Origin of the sequence: Streptomyces sp. B1I3 (assembly GCF_030816615.1) — a bacterium.
GTDB lineage: Bacteria > Actinomycetota > Actinomycetes > Streptomycetales > Streptomycetaceae > Streptomyces.
In genome coordinates, this window is the sequence record NZ_JAUSYD010000001.1 from 5,391,395 (window position 1) to 5,408,796 (window position 17,402).

Annotated in this window: 11 protein-coding genes; all 11 read left to right on the top strand. The window is 70.5% G+C overall.

All coding sequences use genetic code 11. From position 1 onward, the window contains the following. The first annotated feature begins 270 nt into the window (after positions 1–270). The 11 genes from QFZ58_RS24525 (at position 271) to rfbB (ending at position 17,398) form a co-directional block, all read left to right on the top strand. Positions 271–1,053, top strand: coding sequence for a TIGR03936 family radical SAM-associated protein (locus tag QFZ58_RS24525; protein WP_307127052.1), 783 nt, complete (start codon positions 271–273; stop codon positions 1,051–1,053). A 231-nt stretch (positions 1,054–1,284) separates the two neighbouring features. Continuing rightward, on the top strand, positions 1,285–5,532 hold the full coding sequence (locus QFZ58_RS24530; protein WP_307127053.1) for a ribonuclease E/G: 4,248 nt from the start codon (positions 1,285–1,287) through the stop codon (positions 5,530–5,532). A gap of 143 nt (positions 5,533–5,675) precedes the next feature. After that, positions 5,676–7,343, top strand: coding sequence for a glycosyltransferase (locus QFZ58_RS24535; RefSeq protein WP_307127054.1), 1,668 nt, complete (start codon positions 5,676–5,678; stop codon positions 7,341–7,343). Positions 7,344–7,610: 267 nt separating this feature from the next. After that, the gene (rplU, locus tag QFZ58_RS24540; RefSeq protein WP_014045903.1) at positions 7,611–7,931 is read left to right on the top strand and encodes a 50S ribosomal protein L21; all 321 of its coding nucleotides are present in this window, start codon (positions 7,611–7,613) and stop codon (positions 7,929–7,931) included. Between the two features lie 14 nt (positions 7,932–7,945). Beyond that, on the top strand, positions 7,946–8,203 hold the full coding sequence (gene rpmA, locus QFZ58_RS24545; protein ID WP_014045902.1) for a 50S ribosomal protein L27: 258 nt from the start codon (positions 7,946–7,948) through the stop codon (positions 8,201–8,203). 140 nt (positions 8,204–8,343) lie between these two features. After that, complete coding sequence (obgE, locus tag QFZ58_RS24550) at positions 8,344–9,786, top strand: GTPase ObgE (protein WP_307127055.1); 1,443 nt, start codon at positions 8,344–8,346, stop codon at positions 9,784–9,786. 350 nt (positions 9,787–10,136) lie between these two features. Then, on the top strand, positions 10,137–11,636 hold the full coding sequence (locus QFZ58_RS24555) for a bifunctional cytidylyltransferase/SDR family oxidoreductase (protein ID WP_307127056.1): 1,500 nt from the start codon (positions 10,137–10,139) through the stop codon (positions 11,634–11,636). A 131-nt stretch (positions 11,637–11,767) separates the two neighbouring features. Beyond that, positions 11,768–13,813, top strand: a complete 2,046-nt coding sequence (locus QFZ58_RS24560) for a hypothetical protein (RefSeq protein WP_307127057.1) — start codon at positions 11,768–11,770, stop codon at positions 13,811–13,813. A 135-nt stretch (positions 13,814–13,948) separates the two neighbouring features. Beyond that, complete coding sequence (locus QFZ58_RS24565; protein WP_307127058.1) at positions 13,949–15,184, top strand: glycosyltransferase family 2 protein; 1,236 nt, start codon at positions 13,949–13,951, stop codon at positions 15,182–15,184. 163 nt (positions 15,185–15,347) lie between these two features. Further along, positions 15,348–16,415, top strand: a complete 1,068-nt coding sequence (locus QFZ58_RS24570; protein ID WP_307127059.1) for a glucose-1-phosphate thymidylyltransferase — start codon at positions 15,348–15,350, stop codon at positions 16,413–16,415. After that, positions 16,412–17,398: a dTDP-glucose 4,6-dehydratase gene (rfbB, locus tag QFZ58_RS24575; protein WP_307127060.1), complete on the top strand. Its 987-nt coding sequence runs from the start codon at positions 16,412–16,414 to the stop codon at positions 17,396–17,398. The genes QFZ58_RS24570 and rfbB overlap by 4 nt, the downstream gene beginning before the upstream one ends. Positions 17,399–17,402: the final 4 nt, after the last annotated feature.

Below are 17,402 nucleotides of genomic sequence, written 5' to 3' on the forward strand. Positions count from 1 at the left end.
GGTGCGCCGCTGGGAACCGAAGGTCACAGAGGTACGGGAACTCGAGGGGTCGGCTGCGCGTACCCTGGGTAGGACAACGACTGTCCCCAGCGCGGCGCCCGCGCCCGAGATCTCCCCGCACGCCGGCACAACCGTCGAGCGGGGGTGAGCCGGAGCGGCACCCCGGGGCACCCTGTACTTCGTGGGCGGTACGCCACCGCGTCCGCCCCGCACCGAGGAGAAGAACCACTGGGCAAGCGACAGCCCGAAGGCCCGCCGCCCGCACCGGCGGTGCAGCGCATCCGACTGCGCTACACCAAGCGGGGCCGCCTCCGGTTCACCAGTCATCGAGATTTCCAGCGTGCTTTCGAGCGGGCGCTGCGCCGCTCCGAGGTACCCATGGCCTACTCGGCGGGCTTCACCCCGCACCCGAAGGTGTCGTACGCGAACGCCGCACCCACCGGTACGGGCAGCGAGGCCGAGTTCCTGGAGATCGCGCTCACCGAGGCGCGTGATCCGCGGGTGCTGCAGGAGCTGCTCGACGCGTCCCTGCCCGACGGCCTCGACATCGTCGACGCGGTGGAGGCCCGCACCTCGGGCCTCGCCGACCGGCTGACCGCCTCCGTTTGGGAGATGCGGCTGGACGGAGTCGCCGTGGAGGACGCCGAGAAGGCGGTCGCCGCCTTCCTGGGCGCCGAGACCGTGGAGGTCCAGCGCCGGGCGAAGAACGGCATGCGCAGCTTCGACGCCCGCGCCGCCGTCGCCGACCTGCAGGCGCTCGATCCACAGCCTGATAGGCCCGGGGCCGGGCCTTGTGCGATACTGCGGCTGGTTGTTCGGCACGTGACACCTGCCGTGCGACCCGACGACGTCCTGTCCGGTCTCCGAGCTGTGGCCGACCTGGCGCCGCCGGTCCCCGCAGCGGTGACCAGGCTGGCGCAGGGGCTCTTCGACGAGGAGTCCGGCACGGTGACCGACCCGCTCGCGCCCGACCGCGAGGCAGCCCCGGCCGTTGGTATCCCGGCCGACCCGGCCGCCGTCGCGACGGCGCCGGAAGGTGCAGGTTCCGCGTAAGGCGGTCGTCGTAGCGCAGCCCTCGGACCCGGGAGCCACCTGGGTCGGGCCGCGCACCGCCCCCAATAAGACTTTCGCCAGGCCGTGGGCAATCGCGTACGGAACCGGCGAGCCAGACATCAGCTCCCGTGCGGCGCCCGCGCCCCGGACGGCGGTATCGCGCACATCACGCGGACCGGCCGGACCGGAACAAGGCGCGGCGCCCGGGAGCGTGACGGGAGAACCACCCGCATGCCCGAGCCGATCGAATCCGGTACCACCGGGAACACCGAGAACAACAACGCTCCTGGGGACAAGCTGCCGCCGCGCCGCAGGCGCCGCGCGGCCTCCAGGCCCGCCGGCCCGCCCGGCGCACCCACCGCCGAGAGCGTTCGCGCCGCAGTGACGGCCGAGGAGACCTCCGGGAACACGCAGGCCCCGGTGGAGAGCGCCGAGGCCGCCGAGCCGGCGCCCCCGGCCCGTACCCGCCGCCGTGCGGTCCGCAAGGCGACCGCTCCCGCGGGTGCTCCGCAGGCCGCCGAGGTCGTCGAGCCCGTCGCGGACGCCGCGCCCGTCGAGGCCCCGGCCGTCGAGGACGAGGCTGCCGAGCCGGCGCCCCCGGCCCGTACCCGCCGCCGTGCGGTCCGCAAGGCGACCGCTCCCGCGGGTGCTCCGCAGGCCGCCGAGGTCGTGGCCGAGCCCACCGCCCCGGCAGCTGCCGAGACCCCCACCGCGGAGGAGACGGACGAGACCGTCGAGGCGCCTGCCGCCGAGGCTCCCCGTGGACGCCGTCGTGCCACCCGCAAGGCCACCGCCCCCGCCGGCGCCCCGCAGCCCGCCGACGCCGCCCGGGAAGAGCTCCCCGTAGCCGAGCCGGTGCAGGCCGAGGAGCCCGCGGCCGAGCCCGTCGCTGCCGCGGAGCCTGCCGAGCCCGCAGAGCCCGCCGCTCCGCGTGGCCGCGCCCGGCGCCGTGCGTCGGCCCCCGCCGGTGCCCCGCAGGGAGCGCGGACCGCCGGTGCCCAGGCCGTGACCGAGCCGGCCGCCGAAAAGATCCAGACCCCTGAGACGGCCCAGGCCCCTGAGGTCACAGAGACTCCCGAGGCCGCGGAGAGCGCTGAGGCCGCAGAGGCGCCCGCAGCTCCGCGTGCCCGTCGTCGTGCCACCCGCAAGGCCACCGCTCCGGCCGGCGCACCGCAGGCCGTCGAGGAGGTCACCGAGCAGGCCGCCCAGACAGGTGAGAGCCTTCCCGCAGCCGTCGCCGAGGAGCTGGCCGCCGAGACCGAGGAGGTCGAGGAGGCTGCGCCGCGAGGCCGCCAGCGCCGCCGGGCGACCGCCGCAGCGGGCAGGCCGGAGTTCACGGCCAAGGCCGATGAGCCCGTCCGCAAGGGACGGCGCGCCACGCGCCCCGCCGTCGCCGTCTTCCAGGCGCCGGTCTTCGCCGAGCCGATGTTCCAGACCCCTGAGACGGCCGCCGCCGCGGCAGCCGCCGCCGGCTCCGCGCCGCAGCAGGAGAGCGACACCTACGAGGAGCGCAAGGCTCCGGAGCGCACGGCCCGCAAGGTTGCCGACGCGCAGACCGCCGAGCCGGCCGCGGAGACCGCCGCGCCCACCCAGGCGGCAGCCGACGAGGCGCCGCAGGGCGGATCGCGTCGCCGCCGTCGTCGTCGTGGCGAGGCCGTCGAGACCGAGCCGGCCGCGACGCCGGTCACGCTCCCCGCCGAGCAGCCCGTCGAGGACGAGCACGAGGCCGAGCCCGAGGCGGACGTCGACCACGAGGGCGACGACCAGGACGAGTACGGGGACCGCCCCTCGCGCCGCCGCCGCAGGGGTGGCCGTCGCCGTCGCCGCGGTGAGGCAGGCGACGCGGACGAGGCCGAGCAGCACGAAGAGGCCCCCGCCGACCGCTCCGATGAGGAGCCGCAGGCCCAGGACGACGAGGACGACGAGGACGACGACTCGGCCTCCGGGTCCAGCAGCAGCCGGCGCCGTCGTCGCCGCCGCCGTCGCAGCGGGGACGCCTCGGGCGAGGACGTCGCCACGGGCGTGGACGACCCGGAGCGTACGGTCGTCAAGGTGCGCGAGCCGCGTGAACGGCGTAAGGAAGCGGCCGAGCGCGAGCTCGGCACCGGCTTCGACGAGGTCCAGTCCATCAAGGGCTCGACCCGCATGGAGGCCAAGAAGCAGCGCCGCCGCGAGGGGCGTGAGCAGGGGCGCCGCCGGGTCCCGATCATCACTGAGGCGGAGTTCCTGGCGCGCCGCGAGGCCGTCGAGCGCGTCATGGTCGTCCGCCAGAGCGGCGAGCGCACCCAGATCGGTGTCCTCGAGGACAACGTGCTCGTCGAGCACTACGTCAACAAGGAGCAGGCCACCAGCTACGTCGGCAACGTCTACCTGGGCAAGGTGCAGAACGTACTGCCGTCCATGGAGGCCGCCTTCGTCGACATCGGCAAGGGCCGCAACGCCGTCCTGTACGCCGGTGAGGTCAACTTCGAGGCGCTCGGCATGGCCCACGGGCCGCGCCGCATCGAGACCGCGCTGAAGTCCGGCCAGTCCGTCCTCGTCCAGGTGACGAAGGATCCGATCGGCCACAAGGGCGCCCGCCTGACCAGCCAGGTCTCGCTGCCCGGCCGCTACCTGGTCTACGTGCCCGAGGGCTCGATGACCGGTATCAGCCGCAAGCTGCCGGACACCGAGCGCGCCCGGCTCAAGACCATCCTCAAGAAGATCGTCCCCGAGGACGCGGGCGTCATCGTGCGCACCGCCGCCGAGGGCGCGAGCGAGGACGAGCTGCGCCGTGACGTCGAGCGTCTGCAGGGCCAGTGGGAAGAGATCCAGAAGAAGTCCAGGAACACCGCCGGCTCCAACGCGCCGACGCTGCTCTACGGCGAGCCGGACATGACCGTCCGGGTCGTCCGCGACATCTTCAACGAGGACTTCTCGAAGGTGATCGTCAGCGGTGACGACGCCTGGGAGACGATCCACGGCTACGTCTCGCACGTGGCACCCGACCTCACGGACCGGCTGTCGCGCTGGACCTCCGAGGTCGACGTCTTCGCGACGTACCGGATCGACGAGCAGCTGATGAAGGCACTGGACCGCAAGGTCTACCTGCCGAGCGGCGGCTCGCTGGTGATCGACAAGACCGAGGCGATGGTCGTCGTCGACGTCAACACCGGCAAGTTCACCGGCCAGGGCGGAAACCTCGAGGAGACCGTCACCAAGAACAACCTGGAGGCGGCCGAGGAGATCGTGCGTCAGCTGCGGCTGCGCGACCTCGGCGGGATCGTCGTCGTCGACTTCATCGACATGGTGCTGGAGTCCAACCGGGACCTGGTGCTGCGGCGTCTGCTGGAATGCCTGGGCCGGGACCGTACCAAGCACCAGGTCGCCGAGGTCACCTCGCTGGGGCTGGTGCAGATGACCCGCAAGCGGGTGGGCCAGGGTCTGCTGGAGTCCTTCTCCGAGACCTGCGTCCACTGCAACGGCCGCGGCGTGATCGTCCACATGGAGCAGCCGACGACCACCGGTGGTGGTGGCGGCAAGCGGTCGAAGAAGCGCGGCCGCGGCGGCGCCGGGCACGAGCACGACCACGACCACGACCAGCACGCGGAGCACGAACTCACCGAGGACGCCGCGCTCGAGATCGAGAGCGAGGCCGAGGTGGCTGCCGAGGTCGCCGCCCCGGTGGCGCTCCCGGAGCCGGAGTTCGTCGCGGACGAGGAGCTGTACAGCAGTCCCGCCGAGGCGGAGGCCGCCGCCTCGCGCGGTCGTGGCCGCCGCCGTGCCACGCGCAAGGTGTCGGCTCCGGCCGGTGCCCCGAAGGCCCCGGCTCCGGCCCCGGTCGTCGAGGAGCCGCCGGTCGTCGAGGAGCCGGCCGCCGCGCCCGTCGTGGAGCCGGCCGAGGAGGCCCCGGTGGCCGCCGAGGCCGCGCCGCAGGGCCGTACACGCCGCAGGGCGACGCGGAAGGCGACCGCTCCCGCGGGTTCGCCAAAGCCGGCCGGTACGGCGGAGCCGGTGCAGCCGGCCGAGCCGTCGGCCGACCCCGTCGCCGTCGAGGACCCGGTCGTCGAGGCACCCGCCCCGGCCGCCGTGGCCACGGGTGGCGCCGAGGCAGCCGAGACCCCCGAGGTCCCTGAGGCTGCCGAGGTCAAGGCTCCGCGTGCCCGGCGTCGGGCGACCCGCAAGGCGACCGCTCCGGCGGGCTCGCCGTCGGGTGCCGAGGATGCCGAGATCGTCGTGGTGACGGCGGCCCCCGCCACCGAGGCTCCGGCCGTGGCCGACGCCCCGGCGGAGGACGAGGAGGCGGCACCGTCGGCCAGGAAGACGGCTGCGCGCAAGACCGCCAAGAAGGCTCCGGCCAAGAAGGCGGCGGCGAAGAAGACGGCGGCCAAGACGACGGCGGCGAAGAAGACGACGGCGAAGAAGACGACCGCGAAGAAGGCGACGAAGAAGACCGTCGCCGCCGAGCAGCCGTCCGCCTCCGCCCCGTCCGAGGCGTAGCCGCGGGCTGATCCCGCGCGATCGCGGTGGGCCGTTCTCCCGGATCGGGGAGGACGGCCCACCGGTGCGTCGGGTGTTACACATGCCTTCTCGTGGGGGGACGGCATCAAGGGCTTCGATTCCATGGGGTGGGACAGAAGGTCATGCTGAAAGTCAGTGTTGTGGTGCCCGTGTACAACGCCGGGCCGTATCTGGAGCGCTGTGCGCCGTCCCTGCTGGGACAGAGCCTGGCCACGGACGAGTACGAGGTCGTCTACGTGGACGACGGGTCCACCGACGGATCCGGCGAGGTCCTCGACCGGCTCGCCGCCGAACACCCGCACGTACGGGTGCACCACCAGGAGAACTCCGGCTGGCCGGGCAAGCCGCGCAACGTGGGTGTCGCCATGGCGCGGGGCGAGTACGTCCAGTTCGTCGACCAGGACGACAGGCTGGCTCCGGAGGCACTGGAACGGCTGTACGCGATGGCCGACCGCAACGGCTCGGACATCGTGCTCGGCAAGATGGCCGGCTCCATGGTGGGGCCGTCCGCCGTCTTCCGCCGTAACCGCGAGGTCTGCACCGTCGCGGACGCGCCGCTGATCGAGACCCTCACGGCGCACCGGATGTTCCGCCGCGCCTTCCTGGAGGAGCACGGGCTCCGTTTCCCCGAGGGCTACTGGCGGATGGAGGACCTGCTCTTCATGGTCCGCGCCTATCCGAAAGCCCGGGTCGTCTCGATCCTCGCCGACTACCCCTGTTACTTCTGGGACCGCAGGGAGGACGGTGGCAACAACAGCAAGGCGGCGTACGACCTCGCCGACGACTTCGGCCGGCTGCGCACCATCATCGAGGCGCTCGCCGAGGCCACCGAACCGGGCGAGCTCCAGGACCGGCTGATGCGCCGCCTCTACCGCGTCGAGACGATGAGCGGGATCAGCGAGCCGTTCGCGACGAAGGCCGAGGACGAGGAGCGGCTGGCGGCCTACCGCCTCATCCGCCCCCTGGCGACCGGCTGCTTCCCCCCGGGGGTCCGCGAGGGGATGCCCGCGATGCAGAAGCTGCGCGCGACGCTCCTGGAGGACGGGCGCCCCGACTCCCTCCTGGAGCTGGCCCACCGGATCCGGGAGATCCGTCCGCGCCTGGACGTCGGAGCCGTCGAGCAGGACGGGAGCGGGCGGCTGAGCCTGCGCCTGCGGGCGACCTTCCACCGGGCCGACGGCACCGAGCTGACCCTGGTGGGCGAGGAGGGCGGGTACGTGCTCGACCCCCGGTTCACCGAGGGCATCGAGGGCGCCGACGGCCTGCCGGTCACCGACCCGCTGGCGTACGCCGGGGGCGAGGTGTTCGTCCACGACCTCAGCCGCAAGGTGTGGTGGCACGCGGAGGACACCCTCGAAGCCCGGCTGGAGACGCTCGGCGGAGGGCGGAGCCACGTCGTCGTCGAGGGCTCCGTGGTGATCGACCCGGCGACGCTCGCGGGCGGTGAGCCGCTGCAACCCGGGACGTACGAGGTGTGGACCGGGATCCAGGTCCTCGGTGTGGGACGCCGGCCACGGCTGAGCCCGACGGACGCCGCCCAGCGCGTCGCTCTCGCCTCCTCCCCGCTCGGGGGGACCCGCCGCACGGTGCGGCCCGACTGGTCGGGAAGGGGCAGCCAGCTGAGGCTCGTGGTGAAGAAGCCCGCACCCGCCCCGAAGCCGGTGAAGCCCCCGCCGACGGGGCTGCGCCGCATCTACCGCGGGGTGCTGCGCAGGCTGCCACCGCGCCCGCGCAGGGCCGTGAAGCGGATCGTGGCGGGTGTGGGCAGCCCGCTGCGCCGCCGGCGCTGAGGCGTCGCCGTGGGCGCGGCCGGACGAAGGGGCCGCGACACGGGGGGCGCCCCCGCGAGGAACGGCTCGGGGGCGGTTTGACCGGCGGTGCGGTGGCCCCGTAGCCTCTACCTTCGGCGTGTTTGTCTGTGCGTCTGCCCCTGAGCACATCCCTCCCGGTGCGGTTCCGTCCGGGAGAGGCCGCTCATCCTTCCGGATCGTCCCGGGCCTCGGCCCGTGCGGGCGGCTGGCATCAGGGGATCCGTTCCGAGTGAGAGAGAGATCCGCGTGTACGCCATCGTGCGCAGCGGTGGTCGCCAGCACAAGGTTGCTGTCGGCGACATCGTTGAGGTTGACAAGATTTCCACTGCCAAGGTTGGCGACACGGTCGAGCTCTCGACCCTGCTCGTTGTCGACGGCGACGCCGTGACCAGCGACCCCTGGGTGCTGGACGGCATCAAGGTCCAGGCCGAGGTCGTGGACCACCACAAGGGCGCGAAGATCGACATCCTTCGCTACAAGAACAAGACGGGTTACCGTCGTCGCCAGGGTCACCGCCAGCAGTACACGGCGATCAAGGTCACCGGTATCCCCGCGGCTGCGAAGTAAGGGACTGAGGAGACATGGCACACAAGAAGGGCGCATCGTCCACTCGGAACGGGCGCGATTCCAATGCTCAGCGGCTCGGCGTGAAGCGCTTCGGCGGTCAGGCCGTCAACGCCGGTGAAATCCTGGTCCGCCAGCGCGGCACCCACTTCCACCCGGGCACGGGCGTCGGCCGTGGCGGCGACGACACGCTGTTCGCGCTGACCGCCGGTGCGGTGGAGTTCGGTACGCACCGTGGCCGCAAGGTCGTGAACATCGTTCCCGTCGCTGCCTGATCCAGGTCGCAGCTGAACGACACAGCACCTTCCGAGGGCGGATCTCAGCTTTCCCGGTAGCCGGGGAAGCGGGTCCGCCCTCGGCGCGTTACGTCAAAAGACATTCCCGTACTTATCCGCTGTACCTGGAGGCACCCACCATGACCACCTTCGTGGACCGCGTCGAGCTGCATGCCGCCGCGGGTAACGGAGGCCACGGCGTGGCCTCCGTACACCGTGAGAAGTTCAAGCCGCTGGGCGGCCCCGACGGGGGCAACGGCGGACGCGGCGGCGACGTGATCCTCGTCGTCGAGCAGTCCGTCACCACGCTGCTGGACTACCACCACAGCCCTCACCGCAAGGCCACGAACGGCCAGCCCGGTGCCGGTGACAACCGTTCCGGCAAGGACGGCCAGGACCTCGTGCTGCCCGTCCCCGACGGCACCGTCGTCCTCGACAAGGAGGGCAACGTCCTGGCGGACATGGTCGGCCAGGGCACCACCTTCGTCGCCGGCCAGGGCGGTCGCGGCGGCCTCGGCAACGCCGCGCTGGCCTCGGCCCGCCGCAAGGCGCCCGGCTTCGCGCTGCTCGGCGAGCCGGGGGAGAGCCGGGACATCATCCTGGAGCTCAAGACCGTCGCCGACGTCGCGCTCGTCGGCTACCCGAGCGCCGGCAAGTCCTCCCTCATCTCGGTGCTCTCGGCCGCCAAGCCGAAGATCGCCGACTACCCGTTCACGACCCTGGTGCCCAACCTGGGCGTCGTGACCGCCGGCTCGACCGTCTACACGATCGCGGACGTCCCCGGCCTCATCCCGGGCGCCAGCCAGGGCAAGGGTCTCGGCCTGGAGTTCCTGCGGCACGTCGAGCGCTGCTCCGTCCTCGTGCACGTCCTGGACACCGCGACGCTGGAGTCGGACCGCGACCCCGTCTCGGACCTCGACATGATCGAGGAGGAACTGCGGCTGTACGGGGGCCTCGAGAACCGTCCGCGCATCGTCGCCCTCAACAAGGTCGACATCCCGGACGGTCAGGACCTCGCCGACATGATCCGGCCCGACCTGGAAGCGCGCGGCTACCGTGTCTTCGAGGTGTCGGCCATCGCGCACAAGGGTCTCAACGAGCTGTCGTACGCCCTTGCCGGAATCATCGCCGAGGCGCGCGCGAGCAAGCCGAAGGAGGAGTCGACCAGGGTCGTCATCCGCCCCAAGGCCGTCGACGACGCGGGCTTCACGGTGACGAGGGACGAGGAAGGCATCTACCGGGTGCGGGGGGAGAAGCCCGAGCGCTGGATCCGGCAGACCGACTTCAACAACGACGAGGCCGTCGGCTACCTCGCCGACCGGCTCAACCGCCTCGGCGTCGAGGACGCGCTGCGCAAGGCGGGTGCCCAGGCCGGTGACGGCGTGGCCATCGGGCCCGAGGAGAACGCGGTCGTGTTCGACTGGGAGCCGACCATGACGGCGGGTGCCGAGATGCTGGGCCGCCGCGGCGAGGACCACCGGCTCGAGGCTCCGCGCCCCGCGGAGCAGCGCCGCCGCGACCGGGATGCCGAACGCCACGACGCGCAGGGTGAGTACGACGCGTTCGAGCCCTTCGGGGAGTGATCCCGCGGTACCGGGCGGGGCGACGGCGTCTTGGCCGTCGCCTTCCCGGTGCCTGCGGAGCCGGGCGCCGGCCCGGGCCGCGGGGGCGGGGTTCACCCGGCCGAGGAGCCGCCGATGGGCTGCCCGGGTGAGATGCGGAGTGACGGTGCCGCGCTCCTCGGTGATCCATGCCGCTCAGACGTGTGGTGTCGGTCACGCGCCCGCACCGCCGTGGTGCTGGTGTTTTCCCAGTGTGAGCGGGGAACCACAGGTGTCCATCGGGTGAGCCGGGCTCGACGTCCACCTTGCGAGATGGTAACGGAGAGTGTAACCATCGGGATGTTCCCCAGCCCTCGCGAGGTAGGTCGTCTGTGTCTGAGCAGTACATAGCCCAAGTCCGCACCACGGCAGTCGTACTCGCCGGCGGTACCGGTCAGCGCGTGGGTCTGTCGATACCGAAGCAGCTGCTGAAGATCGCGGGCAAAGCGGTCATCGAGCACACCCTGACCATCTTCCAGCAGGCCGACTCGATCGACGACATCATCGTGCTGATGGCCCCGGGCTATGTGTCCGACGTCGAGAAGATCGTCGCCAAGGCGGGCCTGACCAAGGTCGTCAAGGTGATCGAGGGCGGTGCGACCCGCAACGAGACCACCGAGCGCGCCATCGCGGCCCTCGGCGAGGGTCTGGCCGAGGGGGAGGACCGCAACGTCCTGTTCCACGACGCCGTGCGTCCGCTGCTGTCCCAGCGCGTCATCCAGGACTGCGTCGACGCCCTCGACCGCTACCAGGCCGTCGACGTCGCCATCCCGTCCGCGGACACCATCATCGTGACCCGCACCCACGGGGAGGACGGCGCGTTCATCACGGACGTCCCCGACCGCTCCAGGCTGCGCCGCGGCCAGACGCCCCAGGCCTTCAAGCTCTCCACCATCCGGCGGGCCTACGAGGTCGCTGCGGGAGACCCGAACTTCCAGGCCACCGACGACTGTTCGGTGGTCCTGAAGTACCTGCCGGACGTGCCGATCTACGTCGTCGCGGGCGACGAGTACAACATGAAGGTCACCCAGCCGGTCGACGTCTTCATCGCGGACAAGCTGTTCCAGCTGGCCTCCACGGCCGCCCCGCAGCCGACGGGCGACGCGGACTACCGGGAGCTGCTCACCGGCAAAACGATGGTGGTCTTCGGCGGTTCGTACGGCATCGGCGCGGACATCGCCTCGCTCGCCGAGTCGTACGGCGCGAAGGTGTACGCCCTCGGCCGTTCCACCACGGGCACGCACGTCGAGAACCCGGAGCACGTCGACGACGCGCTCTCCAAGGCGTACGCCGAGACCGGGCGGATCGACTACGTGGTCAACACCGCGGGTGTGCTCCGGATCGGCAAGCTGGCCGAGACGGACAACACCGCGATCCAGGAGGCGCTCAACGTCAACTATCTGGCTCCGGTGCAGATCGCCCGTGCCTCGTACAAGTACCTGGCGGAGACCAAGGGCCAGCTGCTGCTCTACACCTCCAGCAGCTACACGCGTGGCCGCGCGGAGTACAGCCTCTACTCCTCCACCAAGGCCGCCATGGTCAACCTCACCCAGGCGCTCTCGGACGAGTGGGCGGCGGACGGTGTCCGGGTGAACTGCGTGAATCCCGAGCGCACCGCGACACCCATGCGGACCAAGGCGTTCGGGGACGAGCCGGTGGGCTCGCTGCTCTCCTCGGAGGCGGTGGCCCGTACGTCCGTCGACGTCCTGTTGTCGGAGATGACCGGCCACGTGATCGATGTCCGGCAGCAGGACCCGACCCGCGGCGCGAGCGAGGCCTCCGGCTTCGAGCAGGCGCTGGCCTCGGTGCTGGACCGGCAGATCGATGTGTAATACTTAATGATCGACTATTCGGGCCCCGTCGGTTCGCCGTAACGGTGAATCGGCGGGGTCCGAATTCGTGAAGTTGCTCTTCACATTTCCCCCGCAAGGTAATCAGTCGGCATCCTCGGGAGCGGTACTTCGTGATTTCGAAAGCCATTCGGTTGGCTCGTGTCGGCAGCGTTTCGGAGCTGGCCGCCGCGCTCCTCGTGGGCCTGGGCTTCCCGTGCGTCATGCTCGCGGCGGTCATTCCCAATCTGTGGTTCTTCGCGTTCGCCGCGTTCGTGACGTACGCGGCCGACCACTATCTGCACCGCTGCGGCAGCTACCTCGTCAACCGGCTGGCCGCGGTGCGCGCGGGTCTGTCGATCCGCTTCCTCGTACGTCAGCTGCTGCTGATCCTGCTGCTCTCGCGCATGGGATACGGGGAGGACCCCCTCTTCTACGTGACCGTGGCCTGCCTGCTGGCCTTCTACGGCCTCCAGGCGCCGCAGAGCGCGATGGTCACCCTCATCCGCCTGCGCCGCAAGCTGCCGGTGGTCACGCGCAACGTGGACCTCAGCGCGCTGGCCGTGCGGGACGCCCCGCCGAAGCTGCTGATGAACCGTCCGGCCGAGAAGATGCTGCACCTGGATCTCTTCGCGATGGTCGGCGTGCTGATCGCGATCGGTTCGGACACCGAAGTCGTCGCGTACGCGGGCCTGGCCCTCATGCTCGGCACGGCGTTCCTCTACCTCGCCGCTCTGCTGCCGCACATCCGTCCGAGCCGGCTCGTCGTCCCGGAAGCCACCGTCCTCGCGGCGGTCGACAACTGGCTGCGCGACTACCGCCCCACCGTGATCCTGTACTTCTCGGGTTCCAAGGACTCGGCGTACCAGGTCAACATGTGGCTCGAGACGATGGCCCGGCTCGGCGGGCGGCCGCTGATCTTCCTGCGTGAGCGCAACATCGTCCCCCAGCTCGCCATGACGTCGGTACCGGTGCTGTGCGTGCCGGGCGGTGTGCACCTGATGAACCTGGACCTCTCCTCCGTACGCGTCGCCCTGTACGCGGCCAACGTCGGCAAGAACATCCACATGCTGCGGGTCCCGACCATGAAGCACGTCTTCATCGGGCACGGCGACAGCGACAAGCTCGCCAGCGTCAACCCGTACAGCAAGGTGTACGACGAGGTGTGGACGGCGGGCAAGGCCGGACGCGACCGTTACGCACTGGCCGACGTCGGGGTGCGGGACGAGGACATCGTCGAGGTGGGGCGCCCCCAGCTGGCCTCCATCAAGCCGTGGACCGGTGCGCCCAGGAACCCGGTCCCGACCGTGCTGTACGCCCCCACGTGGGAGGGCTGGGACGACAACCCCGGCAACACCTCCCTGCTGCTGGCGGGCGAGAACATCGTCAGGCGTCTGCTGACCGCCGAGCAGCCGGTCCGGGTGCTCTACAAGCCGCACCCCTTCACCGGCACGCGCAGCGCGCAGGCGAAGGCGGCGCACTTCCGCATCACCGCGATGATCCAGCAGGCGGCTGCCGAACGCGCCGTGGATCCCCGGTGGGCGAAGGAGCGGGAGGCGCTGCGTGCCGGACAGGCCGAGGCGCAGGCCGAGATGGCCCGCATCGAGGTGCGGCTGTCCCAGCTCGCGGGCAGCGCGAGCACCGACAAGGACGAGGCGGAGCTCTCGCGTGACTCCCGGATCGCCCCGGAGGTGGAGGCGGAGACGCTGAAGCTCAGGGACGAGTGGAACGACGCGTACTGGCGTGCCGCCGGCTGGTGGGAGCACAAGGTCATCGCCGGCCCCGAGCCCCGGCTGTACGACTGCTTCAACGAGTCGGACGCCATGGTCTCGGACATCTCCAGCGTCGTGTCGGACTTCATCGCGAGCGGCAAGCCGTACGCCGTGACGGACTCGGCGGGGGTGGGCGCCGAGGAGTTCCAGCGGCAGAACACCGCCGTACGCGCCGCGGTCATCCTCTCCAACCCCGCGACGGAGCTCGACGCCCTGCTGGCCGCGATCACCGATCCGGCCGCCGACACCCTGGCGGAGGCCCGGCGCGAGCTGAAGCGGTATCTGCTCGGCCCCGACGAGCCCACATCCCTCGAGCAGTTCGACACCGCGGTGCAGGCGCTGGCCGCCAAGGCCGAGGCGCGCAACATCGGCGTCGCCCGGAGCCTCGGCGAACCCGTCGGCGGCTGAACGACCCCGCATCCGTCCGACCGAACGGCCCAGTAGCCCATAAGAGGGAGTTACTGGGCCGTTTGTGTTACGAGTCACATGTCCGATGGGTGACGTCGCACAACCACCGGTCCGTTCCGACTGTCTTCTGTTTGTGTGAACGTCACACATATTCCTGATGTCAGTGTCATCGTGGGCGCCTACGATGCGATGCCCTATCTCATCCGCTGCCTCGAATCGGTGGAGGCGCAGACCATCGGTGCCGATCGCATCGAGATCGTCGCGGTGGACGACGGTTCGACCGACGGCACGGGGGAGTACCTGGAGGAATTCGCGGCCCGGTCGCAGGTTCCCACCCGCGTGATCAGGCAGAAGAATTCAGGGGGCCCGAGCGGTCCGCGCAATGTGGGTATCGACCTGGCGCGCGGCCGCTACGTCTTCTTCCTGGACGCGGACGACTACTTCGGTGACGAGGCCCTGGAGCGCATGGTCGAGATGGCCGACCGCGCCGGTACCGACGTGGTGCTCGGCAAGGTGGTCGGCGTCAACAGGGGGGCGCCCCAGTCGATGTGGACGCGGACGCAGGAGCGTGTCGACGTCCATCGGTCCAAGATCATCTATACGCTGAGCGCACAGAAACTCTTCCGGCGTGAACTGCTGGAGCGCATCGGCCTGCGCTTCGACGAGGAACTCAGAACGGGTGAGGACGCCCTCTTCACCATGGAGGCGTATCTGAGAGCAGCGGGTGTCTCGATCATCTCCGATTACACCTGCTATCACCTCGTCGGCCGTGAGGACGGCAATCACGCCACCAGGAGGGGCAGTTACGTACTGCGCTTCGAAGCGGTGGAAGCCATGATGGCGCTCATCCACCGACTGGAACCGGCCGGTCCGAAGCGTGATCTCCTCATGGTGCGGCCCTTCACGGTCGGACTGCTCCAGCAGTTCGCCCCGGGCATCCTGAAGCAGCCGGAGAGCGAACAGAAACACAAGATGGAACTCGCGGCTCCGCTGATGAAGGCATACTGGACCGACGGTGTGGCCCGCAGGATCAAGGTGGCTGAGCGGCTGAGGCTGGTCTGTGTCGCCCACGGGCGTCTCGACCTGCTGGCCGACGTGCTGAGGTTCCTGCAGGCCAAGGAAGTGCCGGAACTGGTCAGCTCGGAGAACGGCGACAAGCTCTTCCTCGCCTATCCGCACTTCCGGGACGCAAGTGCCGGCCTCCGCGACGCGGACTACGAGGTCACCGTGCCGGACTGGCACGGCAGCCGCCGCGTCGAGAGGCCGAAGAGGGCGCCGAAGCCGGCGCCACGGCCGTCCACGGCGCGGCGCGTCGTCCGGCGGGTGCGCAGGGACCTGCGGCGCTGGCGGGCGCGTCTGGGCGTCGGCTGAGGTCCCGGCCGCACCGGCGCGTGGCCCGTCAGCCGCTCGCGGAGAGCCCTCGTGGCCCCCGTGGGCACCTGGCGACAGGACGGCGGGTGAACGCGAGGATAAACTCGCACAAAAATTCGCGGTCCGGAACAGGGCCGGTACCTCACCATCGGGACAGGACAACGTGAAGGCTCTCGTACTCTCCGGCGGGGCGGGCACCCGCCTGCGCCCCATCACACACACGTCGGCCAAGCAGTTGGTTCCGGTGGCGAACAAGCCGGTTCTCTTCTACGGGCTGGAAGCCATCGCCGAGGCCGGGATCACCGATGTCGGCATCATCGTGGGTGACACGGCTCCGGAGATCCGGGAGGCCGTCGGTGACGGTTCCGCTCTCGGCATCGACGTCACGTACATCCCCCAGGACGAGCCGCGGGGTCTCGCGCACGCGGTGCTCATCGCACGCGACTTCCTCGGTGACGACGACTTCGTCATGTACCTCGGCGACAACTTCATCGTCGGCGGCATCTCAGGGCTCGTCGAGGAGTTCCGCGCGGAGCGCCCCGACGCCCAGATCCTGCTGACGAAGGTGCCCAACCCGACCGCCTTCGGTGTCGCGGAACTCGACGACGAGGGCCGTGTGGCCTCGCTCGAGGAGAAGCCGAAGGAGCCGAAGAGCGATCTGGCGCTCGTCGGCGTCTACCTCTTCACCCCGGCCGTCCACGAAGCCGTGCGTGCGATCGAGCCGTCCTGGCGCGGCGAGCTGGAGATCACCCACGCCATCCAGTGGCTGATCGACAAGCAGCGCGACGTCCGCTCCACGACCATCTCGGGGTACTGGAAGGACACCGGCAACGTCACCGACATGCTGGAGGTCAACCGCTCCGTCCTGGAGACCCTGAAGCCCTCCACGGAGGGAACGGTCGACGAGGGCAGTGAGATCATCGGGCGGGTGCGGATCGAGCCCGGGGCCCGCGTCACCAGCAGCCGCATCGTCGGCCCGGTGATCATCGGAGCCGACTCGGTCATCAGCGACTCCTACGTCGGTCCGTTCACCTCGGTCTCGGAGGGCTGCCGGATCGAGGACAGCGAGATCGAGTACTCCATCGTCCTGCGCGGCGCGTCCATCTCCGGTGTGCGCCGCGTCGAGGCGTCGCTCATCGGCCGGGACGTCGAAGTGACCCCCGCGCCCCGTAACCCGTCCGCCCACCGACTCGTGCTCGGCGACCACAGCAAGGTGCAGATCTCTTCATGACGACCAACATCCTGGTGACCGGCGGGGCCGGATTCATCGGCTCCCACTACGTCCGTACCGTGCTGGGCCCCCAGGGACCGGGCGACGTCTCCGTCACCGTCCTCGACAAGCTCACGTACGCGGGCAACCCGGCCAACCTCGACGAAGTCCGTGACCACCCGGGCTTCGCCTTCGTGCAGGGTGACATCTGCGACGCCGAACTGGTCGGCAAGTTGATGGCCGAGCACGACCAGGTGGTGCACTTCGCCGCCGAGTCGCACGTGGACCGCTCCATCGACGGGGGCGCCGAGTTCGTCCGTACGAACGTCGTGGGCACGCACACCCTGATCCACGCCGCGCACCTGGCCGGTATCAAGACCTTCGTGCACATCTCCACGGACGAGGTCTACGGGTCGATCGACGAGGGTTCCTGGCCCGAGACGCACCCGCTGGAGCCGAACTCGCCGTACTCCTCGGCCAAGGCGTCCAGTGACCTGATCGCCCTCTCGTACCACCGCACGCACGGCCTCGACGTGCGGGTGACCCGCTGCTCCAACAACTACGGGCACCACCACTTCCCGGAGAAGGTCATCCCCCTCTTCGTCACCAACCTGCTGGACGGCAAGACCGTGCCGCTGTACGGCGACGGCGCCAACGTGCGCGACTGGCTGCACATCGACGACCACGTCCAGGGGATCGAACTCGTCCGCACGAAGGGCCGTGCCGGCGAGGTCTACAACATCGGCGGTGGCACCGAGCTCTCCAACAAGGAGCTCACCGGGCTGCTCCTGGAGGCCTGTGGCGCCGACTGGGAGACCAGCGTCACCTACGTCGAGGACCGCAAGGGCCATGACCGCCGCTACTCGGTCGACTGCACCAAGATCCGTGAGGAGCTCGGGTACGAGCCCCGCATGGACTTCGCCACCGGCCTCGCCGAGACCGTGCAGTGGTACCGCGACAACCGGGCCTGGTGGGAGCCGCTGAAGGACCGGGCCGCGCTGTGAGCGC